The following is a 15,317-nucleotide window of genomic DNA, read 5'->3' on the forward strand; positions in this document are numbered from 1 at the left end:
CTACCATGCGAGATTCCATATGGCCTTTAAAAGACAAATTATAATCATATGAAACACAATCTGGATTACTTGATTAAACTGGATGACCTAGTAAAAAAAGGCATTATTACTGAAGATGAATTTAACTGCGAAAAGGATAAGATTCTTGGTGATAGTATGACTAGGAGACCTGGAAATTTATTTGGTCTGAACGAAAATACCTATTGCTTTCTTCTTCATATAGCTGTGTTCTTGGGCATTGTTCATATTTTATTGGCTCTCGTGGCACCGGTAGTTCTATGGACCTTGAATAGACAAACAAGCCAGCTTGTTGACGAGCACGGAAGAAATGTGGTTAATTGGGTATTGAGTTTTTTTATATATGCGACTATATGCTTTGTTGTCATTTTTCCTGGGATCTCGCATTTACCAATGAACATTTCACCTAATTTCAATTTGCTTACTTCACTTTACTCAGGATTGTTCCCAATCACTATTTTGCTATTGATAAGCATTATGTTTGTTTTTATCGGAGGACTTAAAGCTAGCAATGGGCAGATCTGGAAGTATCCATTGGCTATTCCTTTTTTTAAACGTTGATATAGCCCATAGAAAAACAGTTATGTAAAATATTGCATTCAATCAAACCTAAAACCTATATAACCATGAAGCAGTTTTCATTTATTTTGATTTTCATTTGGACTTTCAGCAGTTCAATATGCTATTCCCAAATGGAAAACTCCGCGATAAAGGAGGATTTCAAACCTTCATCCAAGAATCAACCAGGCAAGGAATATCCACAGGTAAATTCCCAGGGATATGCCCGATTTAGAGTTGAGGCTCCCGCAGCCCAAAGCGTCAATGTAAGTTTGGGTCTTGGAGGCAAAGGCGGAACGGACCTTACCAAAGATGCTGATGGCGTGTGGACAGGCACTACAGCCGGTCCCATGGACGAAGGGTTTCACTACTACCATCTGACCATAGACGGAGGGGTGTTTAATGATCCTGGTGCAAAGAATTACTATGGATCTACCCGTTGGGAAAGCGGAATAGAAATCCCTGCTCACGACCAGGACTTTTATGCACTGAAGAATGTTCCCCATGGCCATGTTCAGCAAGTTCTGTTTCCATCACCTAGTACAAGCACCTCAAGAAGGGCTTTTGTCTATACGCCTCCGGGGTATAGTGCAGAATCGTCCAAGCGTTATCCGGTGCTTTATCTTCAGCATGGTTGGGGAGAAGATGAAACGGCATGGAGCAATCAGGGGCACGCCAATCTGATCATGGACAACTTGATCGCTGAAGGGAAAATTGAGCCCTTTCTCATCGTGATGACTTACGGTATGACCAATGAAGTGAAGTTTGGGGGGTTAAGGGATTTCAAAATCGAACCTTTTCAGACTGTACTGGTAGATGAGCTGATACCTTATATAGACGCCAATTTCAGGACGATTGGGGATCAGGATCACCGAGCTATGGCTGGATTGTCTATGGGAGGCATGGAAACTCATTCGATTACCCTTAACAGGCCGGAGGTTTTTTCCCGTTTTGCTTTGCTCAGTGGAGGAATCTATACTCCTGAGGAGTTGAAGAATTCTCCTAAGCCGGATTTGATCTTTATCAGCGCCGGAAGCAAGGAAAATCCTGACAGGGTGAGAACTGCGGTTGATGCATTAACAGAAGCCGGTTATAATGCGGTTTCCTATGTATCCGAAGGTACGGCACATGAATTCCAGACCTGGAGACGGAGCTTATATGAGCTGGCTCCAATGTTGTTTTCAAAGTAATTATCTGAAAATGAGAGGTATATGATCTGGTCTAATGAGTAATTTTAAAGAAGAAATGAGGAGCTGCTCAACCCATGAAATCTTGTTTGTACCTAACTCCAACCTATAAATAATTCTAACTATGATAGTCAAAAGCTCATTAACCTTTGTATTGCTTATCTTTTTGTTTTCGGCCAATCCTCCAAAAAATGAGGGCTTAAAAGAAATATTTTCTGGTAGCTATCACATCGGGGTTGCACTTAACTCAAGACAAGTGAACAGTTCTGATGTGAAAGTCAATGCTGTCATTCAGGAGAATTTCAACAGCATAAGTCCTGAGAATGGCTTAAAATGGCAGTTGGTTCATCCTGAAATTGACCGGTACAATTTCGAATTTGGTGATCAATATGTGTCTCTGGGTGAAAAAATCGGAGCATTCACTATCGGGCATTGTTTAGTCTGGCATCAGCAGGTTCCACGTTGGGTGTTTGTGGATGAGAAGCAGCAACAGCTATCCAAGGAAGCTTTGATCGCAAGGATGGAAGAGCACATAGAGACTGTAGCAGGGAGATACAAAGGCAGAATACATGGTTGGGATGTGGTCAATGAGGCCTTTAATGAAGATGGATCTTATCGGGAGTCAGAATGGTATAAAATTGCAGGGAAGGACTTTATGAAAGCTGCATTCCGAAAGGCTCATGAAGTAGATCCGGAAGCTGAGTTGTACTACAATGATTACAATGTATGGAGAGCTTCCAAACGAAAGGGGATTCTTGATTTTGCCAAAGAAATGGTTGCTGAAGGAATCAAAGTGGACGCAATTGGTATGCAGGGGCATTACCAACTCAATTCACCTACTTTAGAGGAAATCGAGCAAGGGATTATTGAAATCCATGAGGCTGGGTTCAAAGTAATGATCACCGAGCTTGACGTGGATGTACTTCCGAGACCAAAGAGGGCTGAAGGTGCTGATCTGAATATGAATTTTGCCAATTCTGAGGAGTATAATCCTTACAAAGATGGTATTACACCGGAGGCTGAAGCTAAGCTGGCTGAGCGGTATGCCGCTATTTTTAAGATTTATGAAAAACACAAAGACAAGATCACCAGAGTGACGTTCTGGGGCTTAGGAGATAGAAACAGCTGGCTGAATAATTTTCCGGTCCGTGGCAGAACGAATTATCCTTTGCTTTTCGATAGAAATCTGGATCCGAAGACCGATGTAATTGAGAAAATTGCCAGTGTAGTGAACTAGTGGATAAGCAAAATGGAAGAAAGGAGCGAATTCATTCAGTTGAATTTATTCCTTTTTTCTTATATGTACCCTGCATAGCCTTTCTGTTATCCCTGGATCCATTCGACAACAGAAGCATAAAATTATCTATAAAACGGACCTACGAAATGGTTACTTTACAAGAAATCCATTTGTGCCTTTACGGAATTTCAGGGGAGTCAATCCAGTTTTGTTTTTGAATACCTTGGTGAAATGGGACACTTCTCCAAATCCACATTCCCAACTTATCTCAGTGACCCGCATATCCGTCGCTAGCAGTAGTCTCATTGCTTTTTCCAGCTTCTCATTTTTCAAATACACGGAAGGACTTTCTTTGAATACTTCCTTGAATTTTCGGTTGAAGGAGGCAAGACTCATGTCACATAGAATAGCCAGTTCCTGTATGCTCAGATCTTCGTAGAGATTTGATTCGATCACTTCGAGAAAATTGATCTGAGAAGGATTAAATAATTCCTGAAAGATCATCCTGATTTTTTGGGAATTTTCGGTAGTACGTATCAGCAGCAGGATCAGTTCTTTGATTTTCAGAGAAATCAATTCTTCTGTGACAAGTGAAGGATTTTCAAAATAGAACAGGATACTCCTGATGTATCCCTGGATAAGCTCATCCACCTTAACTTGATGAATTAGTGTGCCAGAGGAATACGTACTTTGTTGTAAGAAAACAGGAAGATCATTTTTATAGATTTTCCGAAGGATATCGGGATAGAAATGAATATCAACCATTTCTGAAGGGAGGAAGGTGTTCTTTGGAAAGTACTTGGAAATATAATTACCACACTTCATGACCACTGCTTCCTGAGGATAAAGGTGGATTTTTTGTGAGGAAGAATACATCACGTTAGTTGCCTCCCGCTGGTAAAGAAAACAGGCTTCTTCATTCATCATGCGGATTTTGGAATAGGGAGTAGTAAAAAGCAGACGTTCAATCACGGGCTTTCCAAAAAAATCAAACGATTGATACTGATTTTCCATCTGTTGGCGGCTTTGAAATGCTAAGTAAAAGGATTACCTGCCAGATTGCCTCAAATAATTGGTTTTTTGAGCTAAAGTGACAAGAAGATGACATAAATGGACAAATTGAGCGGCTTTAAAAGGTGGAATTTTGAGTCAATGAGAAAGAAAAAAGTTAGGGCGAAAATCAATTGGGAAGAACTATACTTTCCTTCAATATCAGCAGGATTAGTACATCCTACCCATAGTAAAATGAATCACTGTCCGGATTTATTTATCAAAGGCTATCCAGGTCGTCCATTTTAAAAGTTTTAATTCTATGAAATCGAGCATGACGAAAACGTCACACACCGGGATGATTATAATCCATTCGAGATTCCATATGGCCCTTAAAAGACAAATTATAATCATATGAAATCATGACGGGCGGACGACACACAGGGGGATGATTATTTACCCCTAGAAACTCGCTCGACTACCGTCCTAAATGAACTAAGAAATCTAACTTATAATCATATGAAAAATCTATCCTCTGGTCAACTTGCACCACAATTCCAACATCTTACTCTCAGCGGTCATTACGTGACTTTAGATGGATTTTCAGGGAAAAAGGTCTTACTATCCTTCTTTAGAGGTGCGGCTTGTCCTTTTTGCAATTTAAGGGTAAGAGAGCTGATTCTCAACTACCATGTACTTCAACAGCAGAACATTCAGATTCTGGCTGTTTTCCATTCGAGCGCAGAAGAAATTATGGAATATGCGGGTAAGCAAGAGGCTCCTTTTCCGATTCTTCCAGATCCGGATCTCAAGCTGTATAAGGCTTATGGGGTGGAATCGTCTCTATTGGGAAAATTGAGGACAATGGGCAGCCTCAGTAAAGTATGGAAAGTAATGAACAGCGGTTTTTTCAATTTTAGATCAATGAGTGATTTGAATACTTTGCCAGCAGATTTTATTATCGGAGAAGATCAAAGAATCCTGTGGGCACATTATGGGGATAATTTTGGCGACCATATAGCTCTCGCAGACGTGATAGCTTGACCCAGTGTTTGAAAGTAAAGGGAGTTTTTCAAGCGTTGTTGTCAATTACAAGGGGATTTCCCTAATTCATTATTGCTACTTGCCTTAACAACAAGTTAGTCAAGGCAAGATAATACTACTGCTGATACTTTTTCGCTTGATGTTTTTTTACCGTAAGTAAATTTTAATTCCCGCTCATATCGCTATGCAGACCTAATTTGATTATACAGCTTTGGGTTCTGATAGGCGCATTTTTTTCACGAGTAGTTAAAAAAGTGCGTTTTTTTTGCCAAAAGTATTCTCAGTAAAAAGAACCTATTGATTTTCACTGATTTTAAAACAGATAATATTTTGATAATAACAGTTAAAATTTATAAGTTTAAATGTTTAAACATATGAACATTAAACCTAAATCAAAACCCATGAAAAAATCTTTATGTTTTATCGAAAGGCATGAAGGGTGGAGGCAGACCAAAATGCTGCAGCTGACACTCATGCTCTTTTTTTTGGTACAACTGGTAGGTGTTGCCCAGACTCAGAGTAAAACCTATTCGGGAATTGTATATGACAATTCTACCAAAGAAACTCTTCCGGGGGTAAATATCCTTGTAAAGGGTACTACACAGGGAGCTGTCACAGATATTGATGGTAAATTTTCGATTGTCGTCAATACGCCAGATCCAATATTGGTGTTTAGTTTCATAGGAATGGAATCTCTCGAATATCCTTTGGGAGCTCAGACTGAATTGGAAATCAATCTGGATCCTACCGAAGACAGTCTGGATGAAGTCATAGTGGTAGGCTATGGTACGCAAAAGAAATCTGATCTTACTGGATCCGTGGGAGTGGTAGGAGGAGAGGAACTTTTAAGAGCTCCTATAGCAAATGCACTCCAGGGGTTGAAAGGAAAAGTTGCCGGAGTAAATGTGTTCTTGAATTCGGGATCCCCATCATCCAGCCCTAGGGTGTTGATCAGAGGATTGGGGACCATTAATTCTTCCTCCCAGCCGCTATATGTGGTGGATGGAGTGGTGATGGAGAATATCGAATTTTTAAACCCAAATGATATTTTGAGCATGGAAGTGTTGAAAGATGCATCATCCACAGCTATATATGGTGCCAGAGGTGCTAATGGTGTCGTCATGGTAAGTACCAAAAGAGGAGCACAGAACACCGGGGTTACCGTAGGATATGATGGGTATTTCAGCGTAGGCGTATTGCCAAAAAAACTCGATGTGCTGAATGCGGAGGAATTTATGGAAGTTCTGGAGCAGGGGTTTGCAAACCATAGCAAATACCGTCCCGATTCGCCCATTCCTGCATTCACCAAAAACGATCCCAATTTGTTTGATGCCAATGGAAATCCTCTATATGATACTGATTGGCAGGAGGAAGCTACCAGAACAGCTTTATCACAAAATCACCAACTGTCCTTTCAGTCCAAGGCTGAGAAGTCGTCTTTTGGTGCTTTTTTGAATTATTCAGATATGCAGGGGATTATGCTTAATAATTACCTCAAGCGGATAAACGGAAAATTTGCTTTTGATGCAAATCCTAAAAAATGGCTCACAGTAGGATTGAATTTATTGGCAAACAATACTGATGAAAATGTTTTTGAGGAAAGCGGAGGACATCAGATGCCTAGAAGGTCCATGATTGAAATGCCGGCAATTTTCCCTGTCAAATTCCCCGACGGCACCTGGAGCAATTCGGGAATGGTGTCTGATCCGTATGGACTTGAAGCAATACCAAATCCCGTACACGTATTGACCACCCAGGATAGATTGAGAAAAAGAACCAAGTTGTTCGGTAATATTTATACTACATTTCATATTCTTCCCGGTCTGGATCTCCGTACCCAGTTTGGTTTTGATAAGAATGATTACAACGAGCAGATCTATAGTCCAACAGACCTGATCAATATTTCTTCCCCCAACGGATATGCTTACCTGGGGAATGAGAAAAATCTTTACTGGCAGCAGGAGAATTACCTGACCTATACCAAGGAGTTTGGTGATCACGCTATCAATGCCATGGCGGGATTGAGCTGGCAGAAAAGAACATCTGAGTTTTTCAATGTGAGTGCCACTGGGTTTTCTGATGATACATTTAGATTTAACAGAATGCAGTCCGCAAGTCAACCGGGTACGCCAAATTCGGGGTATGACGAATGGAGTATGAATTCCTATTTCCTTCGCGGAAATTATAATTACAAAAGTAAATACCTTGTCACCTTCACTGGTAGGATAGATGGTTCATCCCGGTTTGGGGACAATAACAAATACGGTGTATTCCCTTCTGTTGGTGTGGGCTATGTTTTATCAAACGAGCCTTTTATGAAGAATATGGAGAATATCAATGAACTGAAGCTCCGTTCCAGTTTTGGTATAACCGGTAATACAGAGATACCTACTTACCAATCATTGGGAACCATATCTACAGGGACTACCCTGATCAATGGAACAAGAGCGCCAATCAGCTACGTAAACCGTCTTCCAAATCCAGACCTGGAATGGGAAAAAACGAGGCAGTTTGATGTAGGCTTTGACCTGGCTTTACTGGACAGGGCATTGGTATTCAGTTTTGACTATTACCACAAATTGACCACCGATTTACTGTTGGATAGACCAGTGCCTTCTTCTACTGGATTTTCTGCAGTAAGAGATAACATAGGCTCAGTGTCTAACCAGGGTGTGGAATTTTTGGTAACGGCTTTTCCAGTTACTACCACAGATTTCAGCTGGGAGAGTAATCTGAATTTCTCCTATAACCAAAATAAAATAGAACAGCTTGGCGAAAATGACGAAGATATCTTTCCTGGTCCCAATTGGGTATCTGGTAGCCAGACTATTCTGCGCGTCGGAGAATCTTTGAGTTCCTTCTGGGGTTACGAGCGATTGGGGACTTGGGGTACGGACGAAGCGGCAGCTGCAGCTGAAGTTGGTGCTATACCGGGTGAGGCAAAACGAAGTGCCGAGCGTAAAATTATAGGAAATGGATTGCCTGCCTGGACCGGAAGTTTCATCAATAATTTCTATTACAAAAACTTTGATTTGACGCTCGATATCCAATTTGTTGCTGGGGTTGACATTTTGCAGCAATATTTTCATTCTACTCAGGATAGAACCGGCTATGCCAGTGGATTGAAAGATGTTTTGTATGATGCGTGGACCGAGACTAATCAGAACACAATGGTTCAACAGATCAGAAATGGCCCTTATTCCGGACAAAATAGTGAAGTGGATAGCCATTGGGTGGCTGACGGATCCTATATCAGGGGTAATTTGATTTCACTTGGCTACTCATTCAACCCAACAATGCTTGACAGAGCCGGACTGAATAAATTGAGAGTATATGCAAGTGTGCAGAATGCTTTTCTAATCAGCTCTGACGACTTCAAAGGGTATGATCCAGAAGCATCATCATGGGAGGGAAACCAATGGGGGCAGAATATTTTCTTCTTCCAGTATCCTCGGCCTAGAACCTTTACTGTCGGCTTGAGTCTGCAATTTTAATCCTAAAATCTAATCCAATGAAAAAGTTATCTATACTATACTTAGGGGTGTTGTTACTGGCTTCTGCCTGTGATGGGTTTTTGGAAGAAAAGCCCAAAGATGAAGTTGCTTCTACCCAATATTTTGCTCGCCCAGAACACGCCCGTGATGCTGTGAACGCATTATATAGAACCGGGGCAATGCAGTTTTACGAAGCCAACGGTTCCTATTCAGGATCTAGGATTATGTTTGGCCCCTACTTGTCAGGTTTTGTGGACAATGAATATAAAGGCCAGGAAGTGCACGTCCAAAGAGGACAGAATATGACCTATGATGGGCTTAATCTTTCCAGTTATTTTAATTCGATGTGGTCGGATATGTACATAGGGATTTCCAGAGCCAACAATGCCATTAAATATATACCGGAAACTCCTGGATTAAGTGAGGAGCAGATGAACCAATACATGGCTGAGGCAAAGTTCTTCAGGGCCTTTAACTATTATTATCTGGTAAGGATGTTCGGTGCTGTGCCTTTGATCACCGAACCCTATGAAAGCCTGGAAAACCTCTTTCTGGAAAGAACCCCGCCAAGTCAAGTGTATGCACTTATAACCGAAGACCTCGAGACCGCAATTTCCAGTGGAGGACTATCCGATATGAGTATGGTCAATAACAGCAGCAGGATTACAAAATCTGTAGCCCAGACTGTCTTGGCAGAAGTCTATCTGACTATGAGTGGAGCAGCATTAGGAGAGGATAATTATGCAAAATCTGCCGCGACTGTACGGGAGATTGTGAATTCAGGAACCTATTCCTTGGTGCAACACACGAAAAATGCTGGTGGGGAAATTGTTGCAAACGGCTCTGCCTATAACAAAATCAAAGATCGTGAGGAAGTCCCGGGTGAATTCATTTACTATTATGAATATGAAATCGGGATTGCAAACAATATTTATCCGAGCTGGAGCTATCCGTCTACCATGTCTCCCTTGCTTGCCTATGCAATTGCCAATAATGCTTATGGCCCAACACAGGCTTTAGTAGCTTCTTATGATCCTGATGAGGATCTCAGGGTCCAGGAAAAGCAATATTTCCATACCTCTATTGAACTGGATGGGGAAGTCATTGAATTTCAGCGCGCACCTTTTATGTGGGAGGATCAGGAAGCTGCCTATGAAACGGCACTTTCAGACAAAGATATGCCGATCTATACCTATGCAAACGTATTGTTAATAGGAGCTGAGGCAATTGCAATGTCGGAAGGTGTAACAACAGAAGCGGTAGAATACCTGGCACAGATACGTGAAAGAGCACTGTGGCAAAAATCACCTGCCGAGATCAGAAGTGAACTGTCGGCTCTTTCAGCCGATCAGTTTGTAGAAGAGGTCTGGAAAGAGCGTGTAAGAGAGCTTGTCTTCGAGTTCCCCATCTGGTTTGACGTGATGAGAACCAGAAAATTCCCTAAGCCTACCAATGACGGTACGGGAGATATTGATTTTGTAGATGCTGTTGGTGCTACCAATTTCTTTAACGGTGCGATCAAAGAACAAAACATGCTCTTTCCACTTCCTGACCAGGAGCTACAGCGAAACCCATCATTGACCCAAAATCCAGGCTACGCAAACTAATTTAATATTACCTAAGAAGGACGGGGTTTATACCCGTCCTTAATTTTATAGCAGTTCCTTAAAAAAAGAGAAGTGCCAGCTAACGCTTTGCACTCTTATTAAAATTAAATCATGAATAGATTAAGCAATCAGCCTCAGGTTCCATTAAAAAAACATAAGCAGGATTCTGACTCATACGATATATTTCCGGCTTTCGAACTGGAGCCGGCAAAAATAAATACTGGTTATGAAGCGCTTTTCGACCTACTTGATACGGGCGATAAAATCATTTTGGATGGGTATGTAGGAGTCGACTGGAATGAAATTTCGTCATCAATTTCTACCTATTTCGCACAAAAAGGGAAAGTATATAAGTTAATCAACTGTGCTGATTATTATAAACCGGTTGATGAGATCAAAAAACTTACTGCTCCTTTCTTGGGTGGCGACGATCCGGTTTTTGGTAAGAAAACGGATCTTGGGCTACGTGATTATTTTCTTTCTTCTTTCTTTACTCAGGTTGATCAATCTGGGCATTTGCCTACCATCGTGTATGGCTGCGGTGCCTCATTGAGCGGAATGGAAGGGAGTTTAGTTTATTTTGATCTTCCCAAAAATGAGCTGCAGTACAGGATGCGGGCCGGATCTGTCGTAAATTTAGCTATAGATGAAGCAAAAGACCCGAAACAGACTTACAAGCATTTTTTCTTTGTGGACTGGGTAATCTGTAATAAGGAGAAGAAAAGGTTATTGCCTCAGGTGGATTTCATTGTTGACCAGCAAAGATCAAGCAGCCCGTCCTGGATGAGCGGAGAGGCATTCAGAGCAGGTTTGGATGCCATGTCTGAATCTTATTTCCGTGTAAGACCCTGGTTTGAGCCCGGTGTTTGGGGTGGGCAATGGCTGTCAAAAAACATCCCGGATCTGCCACAGAACGAACCCAATTATGCTTGGTCTTTTGAGATGATAGTACCGGAAAACGGACTGATTTTTTCTTCTTCAGGAATGTTGCTGGAAGTCTCATTTGATTGGCTGATGTATAGGGCTGGGGAGAAAGTCTTGGGCAAGGCATATAGCAGGTTTAGAGATGATTTCCCGATTAGGTTTGACTTCCTTGACACCTTTGACGGGGATAATCTTTCCATACAATGTCACCCGACTACGTCCTATGCAAAAAAGCATTTCGGGGAAAATTTCACTCAGGATGAAACTTATTACATCATGGATACCACCCCTGAATCCCATGTTTACCTGGGATTTCAGGAGAATATCTGCCCGGTTGAATTTAGGGAGGAACTGGAAAATTCCGTTGCCTCCAAATCAAAAATAGATGTAGAGAGATTTGTGCAAAAGCTGCCATCTGAAAAGCATGGTCTGTACCTGATTCCAAGTGGTACCATTCATTGTTCTGGAACTGACAATTTGGTGCTGGAAATCAGTGCAACACCCTATATCTATACTTTTAAAATATACGATTGGCAGCGACTGGATCTGAATGGGGAGCCCCGGCCGTTGAATGTGGACCGCGCGTTTGAGAATCTTGATTTTTCCAGAAAAGGGACTGTTGTTCCAGAGACCCTGATCTCAAAGCCTCAGGTAATTGAAACCGGTGAAGATTGGGAAAAAGTTCTTCTCCCAACCCATCCTGAACATTTTTATGAGGTGATGCGCTATGAATTTGACTCTGAAATCATCATTTCTACAGCCGATCAATGTCATTTATTGATGCTGGTGGAAGGGGAAAGCCTGGAACTGCATACTACAGGTGGACGGATTATGAAATTTCATTTCGCAGAAACCTTCGCCGTTCCAGCAGCCGTGGGGAGTTATGCGCTGAAAAACCTAGGATCCAATCGGGCAAAAGTTGTCATTTCTTATGTCAAAGATTCAGCCTGCTAACCTCAACGCTAAAAATGAACTTATGATGAAATCGAGCATGACTCCAGTGTCACACACTGGGATGATTATAATGTATGCGAGATTCCATATGGCCTTTAAAAAACAAGTATAAACACATGAAAAACAGAAGCTATTATATGCTGAAAGGACTTGAAACAAAAAGAATATTCCTGTTTCTATTGCTGATGGCTGCGGTATTTTCAGCTGCATCAGCGCAGGATAATGAGCTGTTTAGTCTCGGGTCCGAAACAGGATCAGGAGAAGGCTTTTCCCTGTATCCGGATCAATATTCAGAGTTTATCGCAAATGATTTTGGATTTGAGGACAGGATTTTTTGGATCGGCAGAGACAATGTCAAAACAGATTTTCCTTATGTACTTCCGGGGCCAAAAAACGGCTGGGGAGGCACTGGCCCCACAGCGGGCATACGTTCGCATTTTTTGAATTTGGGCTTCGTCCTTGAAAAAGCAACAGGGTCAGACGGCAAGCTGAAGATAGCGCTTACGGATACAGATTCATTGCATGCACCCCATATGAAAGTTATGGTAAATGGAAAAGACTTTCAGTTTATACTGAAAAAGGGGGCAGGATTGGCATTGGAAAAGGGCAAGGGGACTTCCGGATCCGCACAATCCATTGAGATTCCGTTGGGAGAAGGAATCCTTCAGAAAGGACTGAACCGTATATCGATTTCAGTGCTTGATGGAGGCTGGATTGCTTTTGACCACATTTCTTTGACTAGCTCTCTTGCTCTTGATCTGATCAAACCGCAGCATGCGGTAGTAGGTGCTGTAAATGCGGCTTCCTATCAGTTGAATAATTCGGGAACTGCCGTTCAACCCCTGCTGGTAGAGATATTTCATTTGGATGAGGATCCCGAATTGTCGGTTAGGCTCGATGGCGTAGAGATTCTTACCCAAAAACTGGAAGAGGGAAAATACTTAGTTGAAGCAGGAATGCCTGCTGTAAACCAATCTACCAATAGCTCCTATGAAATTTGGCTGGATGGAAAACCGGTCAAACAGGGAGAAATCACCAGGTCTCCCCAGTCCACACAAGGGCTGAGTGGCTATGTCAATACGCTTTTGGGCACGGCACATTCCCGATGGATGATTGCTCCGGGACCCTGGATGCCTTTTGGGATGGTAAAGCTGAGCCCCGACAACCAGAATTCCGGATGGCAGGCGGGCTATGATCCTAATTTTGAATCCATAGGCACCTTCAGTCACATTCACGAGTGGACGATGACTGGACTGGGGACATTTCCGACTGCTGGTGAAGGCATCCAAACCACCGTAGGTGATCAAAGTGATGTTAATTCCGGCTATCGATCTAACATAGACAAAAGTTCCGAATATGCCGGGATTGGATTGTACAAAGTACATCTGACCGACACGGATATCTGGGCCTCTCTGACGGCTACAGACAGGGCAAGTTTTCAGAAATATGAGTTTGGAAAGGGAGAACGGGGGAGAATTATGATCGATCTGTCGATTCCTACGGAATATAGATACCAGATAGAGTCCTGCGAAATAACGAAAGTGTCACCTACTAGAATTGAGGGAAAAAGCCATCAATTGACCCCTAATGCATGGTCTAAAGGGGTAGGGCAGGATTACCTGGTGCATTTTGTGATCGAGTTTGACCGGCCTATTGCTGAGTTTGCCCACTGGGTGGACGGGGAGGTTTCCGTAGGGGAAAACCTATCCGCAACAGATCCGGCCAGTGCCGGAGCATATGTGGAATTTGATATTCTTCAAAACAAAACCGTGCAGATGCGCACAGGAATTTCATATGTGAGCATAGAAAATGCCGCTGAAAATCTTTCTGAAGAAATAACCAAGCCTTTCGGTTGGGACTTTGATGCAGTAGTGTCCAACCAACAAGCTGTATGGGATGAGCTGCTGGGTAGGGTGAACGTTGTCAGCAATGATGCTAGGGAAAAGGAGCGCTTTTACACCAATATGTACCGGGCTCTGGCCAGTAGAAATACGTTTTCGGATGTGGACGGAAAATGGAGGGATGCGGATGAAAACATTCAGCAGTTTGAAGATCCTAACGATCTAGCTTTGGGTTGTGACGCTTTCTGGAATACTTTCTGGAACCTGAACCAGTTTTGGAATCTGGTGACACCCGAGTGGTCCAATAAGTGGGTAAGATCCCAGCTTGCCATGTATGACAATGCCGGATGGCTTGCCAAAGGTCCTGCTGGTATGGAATACATTCCTGTGATGGTGGCTGAGCATGAAATCCCGTTGATTGTGGGAGCATACCAGATGGGAATCAGGGATTATGATATAGATAAGGCCTTTGAAGCAGTGGTGAAAATGCAGACCACGGAAGCCACTGGTGTAGGAGGGGGATTTGCCGGAAATAGAGACCTGGTTGCCTATTTGGAGCATCAGTATGTGCCTTATGACCAAGGCCGTTTCTCCAATTCCCTAGAGTATAGTTTTGATGATTGGACAGTGGGACAGTTTGCAAAATCCCTTGGTAAATCTTCGGAATACAAGCAATTCAATGAGCGGGGCAGCTGGTGGAAAAATGTGATCGATGCGGAGACTGGCTATGCCAGAATGAAGGATTCGGAAGAAAATTGGCTGGAAGATTTTGATCCCTTTACTTCCGGGGCTAACCACCATTACGTAGAAGGCAATGCCTGGCAACTTACCTTTTTTGTGCCTCAGGATGTACCGGGATTGATGAGTACTATAGGCAAGGAAAAGTTTCTGGAACGCCTGGAGTGGGGTTTTGAGGAAAGCCACCGCTGGAGGTTCAACGGTCCTAATGATCAATACTGGGACTATCCGGTGGTTCAGGGAAACCAGCAGTCCATGCATTTTGCCTTTCTGTTCAATTATGCAGGGAAACCTTGGCTAACCCAGAAGTGGAGTAGAGCGATTGCAGATAGATATTATGGCTATGAGGTGACCAATGCTTACCTAGGAGACGAAGACCAGGGACAGATGAGTGCCTGGTTTGTGATGGCTTCCTTGGGTTTGTTTCAGGTTGATGGGGGTACCAGAGCGGAGCCTATATATGAAATAGCAAGCCCGCTGTTTGAGCAGGTGGAAATCAAGCTGGACAATCAATTTGGAAGAGGAGAAAAATTCATCATTATCGCCAATAATGCCAGCAGGAAAAATAAGTATGTTCAATCGGCGACGCTCAATGGAAAACCGCTTAATCAATTCTGGTTCGAGGCCAAAGAACTCCTGAAAGGTGGGGCGTTGGTTTTGGAAATGGGACCGGAGCCAAATGAAAACTGGGGCACAGGAAAAATGCCTTATTAATATCAAATACA

General features: G+C 42.6%; 9 protein-coding genes. 8 read left to right on the forward strand and 1 reads right to left on the reverse strand.

The window, feature by feature from the left end; translation table 11 throughout:
- Positions 1-48 precede the first annotated feature (48 nt).
- From AS141_RS00475 to AS141_RS00485, 3 genes are all read left to right on the forward strand, one after another.
- Positions 49-579 (forward strand): DUF4870 domain-containing protein, encoded by a 531-nt coding sequence (locus AS141_RS00475; protein ID WP_057935658.1) that lies wholly within the window; start codon positions 49-51, stop codon positions 577-579.
- Between the two features lie 65 nt (positions 580-644).
- Positions 645-1,766, forward strand: a complete 1,122-nt coding sequence (locus tag AS141_RS00480; protein ID WP_057935659.1) for an alpha/beta hydrolase-fold protein — start codon at positions 645-647, stop codon at positions 1,764-1,766.
- A 121-nt stretch (positions 1,767-1,887) separates the two neighbouring features.
- On the forward strand, positions 1,888-3,000 hold the full coding sequence (locus AS141_RS00485; RefSeq protein ID WP_057935660.1) for an endo-1,4-beta-xylanase: 1,113 nt from the start codon (positions 1,888-1,890) through the stop codon (positions 2,998-3,000).
- 150 nt (positions 3,001-3,150) lie between these two features.
- Here AS141_RS00485 and AS141_RS00490 read toward each other — a convergent pair whose 3' ends face one another.
- Positions 3,151-4,014: a helix-turn-helix domain-containing protein gene (locus tag AS141_RS00490; protein WP_057935661.1), complete on the reverse strand. Its 864-nt coding sequence runs from the start codon at positions 4,012-4,014 to the stop codon at positions 3,151-3,153.
- 495 nt (positions 4,015-4,509) lie between these two features.
- On the opposite strand from AS141_RS00490, the gene AS141_RS00500 reads away from it, so the two are divergent.
- From AS141_RS00500 to AS141_RS00520, 5 genes are all read left to right on the forward strand, one after another.
- A complete protein-coding gene (locus AS141_RS00500) occupies positions 4,510-5,034 on the forward strand; it encodes a peroxiredoxin-like family protein (RefSeq protein WP_057935663.1) in 525 nt (174 codons plus the stop codon).
- Positions 5,035-5,435: 401 nt separating this feature from the next.
- Positions 5,436-8,528, forward strand: coding sequence for a SusC/RagA family TonB-linked outer membrane protein (locus AS141_RS00505; protein WP_232424784.1), 3,093 nt, complete (start codon positions 5,436-5,438; stop codon positions 8,526-8,528).
- Between the two features lie 17 nt (positions 8,529-8,545).
- Positions 8,546-10,135 (forward strand): RagB/SusD family nutrient uptake outer membrane protein, encoded by a 1,590-nt coding sequence (locus tag AS141_RS00510; RefSeq protein ID WP_057935664.1) that lies wholly within the window; start codon positions 8,546-8,548, stop codon positions 10,133-10,135.
- Between the two features lie 111 nt (positions 10,136-10,246).
- Positions 10,247-12,013: a class I mannose-6-phosphate isomerase gene (locus AS141_RS00515; protein ID WP_057935665.1), complete on the forward strand. Its 1,767-nt coding sequence runs from the start codon at positions 10,247-10,249 to the stop codon at positions 12,011-12,013.
- Positions 12,014-12,129: 116 nt separating this feature from the next.
- Positions 12,130-15,306 carry a GH92 family glycosyl hydrolase gene (locus tag AS141_RS00520; RefSeq protein WP_198293473.1) on the forward strand — a complete coding sequence of 1,059 codons (3,177 nt, stop codon included), beginning with the start codon at positions 12,130-12,132 and terminating at the stop codon, positions 15,304-15,306.
- The last annotated feature ends 11 nt before the right edge of the window (positions 15,307-15,317 follow it).

This window comes from Algoriphagus resistens (genome assembly GCF_001442615.1).
GTDB lineage: Bacteria > Bacteroidota > Bacteroidia > Cytophagales > Cyclobacteriaceae > Algoriphagus > Algoriphagus resistens.

Coding starts and splice junctions, on each gene's coding strand:
- AS141_RS00490 (WP_057935661.1), bottom strand. CDS start 4,014: ATGGAAAATCAGTATCAATCGTTTGATTTTTTTGGAAAGCCCGTGATT.
- AS141_RS00485 (WP_057935660.1), top strand. CDS start 1,888: ATGATAGTCAAAAGCTCATTAACCTTTGTATTGCTTATCTTTTTGTTT.
- AS141_RS00475 (WP_057935658.1), top strand. CDS start 49: ATGAAACACAATCTGGATTACTTGATTAAACTGGATGACCTAGTAAAA.
- AS141_RS00520 (WP_198293473.1), top strand. CDS start 12,130: ATGAAAAACAGAAGCTATTATATGCTGAAAGGACTTGAAACAAAAAGA.
- AS141_RS00500 (WP_057935663.1), top strand. CDS start 4,510: ATGAAAAATCTATCCTCTGGTCAACTTGCACCACAATTCCAACATCTT.
- AS141_RS00480 (WP_057935659.1), top strand. CDS start 645: ATGAAGCAGTTTTCATTTATTTTGATTTTCATTTGGACTTTCAGCAGT.
- AS141_RS00510 (WP_057935664.1), top strand. CDS start 8,546: ATGAAAAAGTTATCTATACTATACTTAGGGGTGTTGTTACTGGCTTCT.
- AS141_RS00515 (WP_057935665.1), top strand. CDS start 10,247: ATGAATAGATTAAGCAATCAGCCTCAGGTTCCATTAAAAAAACATAAG.
- AS141_RS00505 (WP_232424784.1), top strand. CDS start 5,436: ATGAAAAAATCTTTATGTTTTATCGAAAGGCATGAAGGGTGGAGGCAG.